Origin of the sequence: Arthrobacter sp. TB 26 (assembly GCF_000427315.1) — a bacterium.
GTDB lineage: Bacteria > Actinomycetota > Actinomycetes > Actinomycetales > Micrococcaceae > Arthrobacter.
In genome coordinates, this window is record NZ_AUPJ01000342.1 from 19845 (window position 1) to 21373 (window position 1529).

A 1529-nucleotide genomic window follows, 5' to 3' on the forward strand; every position below is an offset into this window, starting at 1 on the left:
CCGCCAGCCACTTCGAGGTGACCAGGGCGGCCACGGCCCGCATCCGTGACGATCTTGCGGCCCGGGCCGCAACGCGCACGGTCCATTCCGTGGTCCTGGCGCACACGTTCGCCAGCGGCGGGATCAGCTCCGACAGCGAACGGGACCTCAGCATCGGCGGCGTCGGCGCGGTGCCGCTGGATCTCTTCGACGGCTTTGGCTACACGGCGCTCGGCCACCTGCACGGCCGGCAGGAGCTCTCGCCGACCGTCCGCTACTCCGGCTCTCCGCTCGCCTACTCCTTCTCCGAGGCGAAGCACAAGAAGGGCAGCTGGCTCCTGGACGTCGACGAGGGCGGCATCAGCCTGGTCCGTGAGGTGCTCTGGAAAGCTCCCCGGACCCTGGCCGTGCTGCGCGGGAAGCTGGAGGAACTGCTGGTGGCCGAGGACCACGCGTGGGCCGAATCAGCTTATTGCCAGATCACCCTGACCGATGCCCAGCGCCCGGCCCAGGCCATGGAACGGCTGCGCTCGCGGTTCCCCGACACCCTGGTGCTGGGGTTCGACCCCGAAGGTGCCGGTGCCGCCGCAAAAACCAGCTACAGCAGCAGGCTCGCCGAGGCCGAGGACGACCTCTCCGTCTGCTGCGGCTTCCTGGAGCACGTCCGCGGACGGGCCGCCGACGACGGTGAGGCAGCTGTCTTTGCCGAGGCCCTGGAATCCGTGCGCCTGGAAGGAAGTTCCCTGTGAGGATCCATCGTCTCGAGATCTCCGCCTTCGGGCCCTTCGCCGCCACCGAACACATCGACTTTGACCGGCTGAGCGCGCACGGGCTGTTCCTGCTGAACGGTCCCACGGGAGCCGGCAAGACCAGCGTCCTGGACGCCATCTGTTTCGCGCTCTACGGGTCGGTGCCCGGGGCGCGGCAGGACGGCAAGCGGCTGCGCAGCGACCACGCCGAGGCTGCAGCGGAGCCCCGGGTCACGTGCGAATTCTCCGCCCGCGGCCGGCACTTCGAAGTCTCCCGCTCTCCCGCCTGGGACAAGCCCAGCGCCCGGGGCAAGAACGGCTTCACTGTGCAGCAGGCCAACACGCTGCTCCGCGAACGCGTCGACGGCGAATGGATCGAGAAGTCCGGCCGGAACGACGAGGCCGGCGCCGAGATCGCAGACGTCCTCGGCATGAACCGGGAACAGTTCACCCGTGTGGTGATGCTGCCACAGGGCGAGTTCGCGGCCTTCCTGCGGTCCAAGGCCACCGACCGTCTCGAGCTGCTCCAGAGCCTCTTCGGCACCCAGCGTTTCGAGGCCGTGGAACAGGAACTCGGCCGGAAGGCGCAGGCAGCCCGCACCGAGGTCGCCAGCCTGAACGGCCAGCTGGAGCTCCTGCTCGTCCAGGCGGAGGCCGAAACAGCCACCCTGGAGCTCGACACGGAGGATGCGCCGGACCGGGCTGATCCTGACTCCTTCCTGACCTGGCTGGAGGCGAATGCCGCCACCGCCGCAAAGCAGCGACGCGCGGCTGCCCTGGAGGCGGAGATGCTGCGCGCTG

The 1529-nt window shown here is 69.4% G+C and carries 1 protein-coding gene and 1 pseudogene (1 of these 2 only partly in view); both read left to right on the forward strand.

Annotation, left to right across the window (positions count from 1 at the left end; genetic code table 11):
* A pseudogene (locus K789_RS23080) lies at positions 1–728 on the forward strand (exonuclease SbcCD subunit D); it begins 456 nt to the left of the window's first position.
* Positions 725–1529 (forward strand): AAA family ATPase (locus tag K789_RS0113090; RefSeq protein ID WP_024367143.1); only part of this gene is annotated, 805 nt, incomplete at its 3' end. The pseudogene K789_RS23080 and the gene K789_RS0113090, both read left to right, overlap by 4 nt.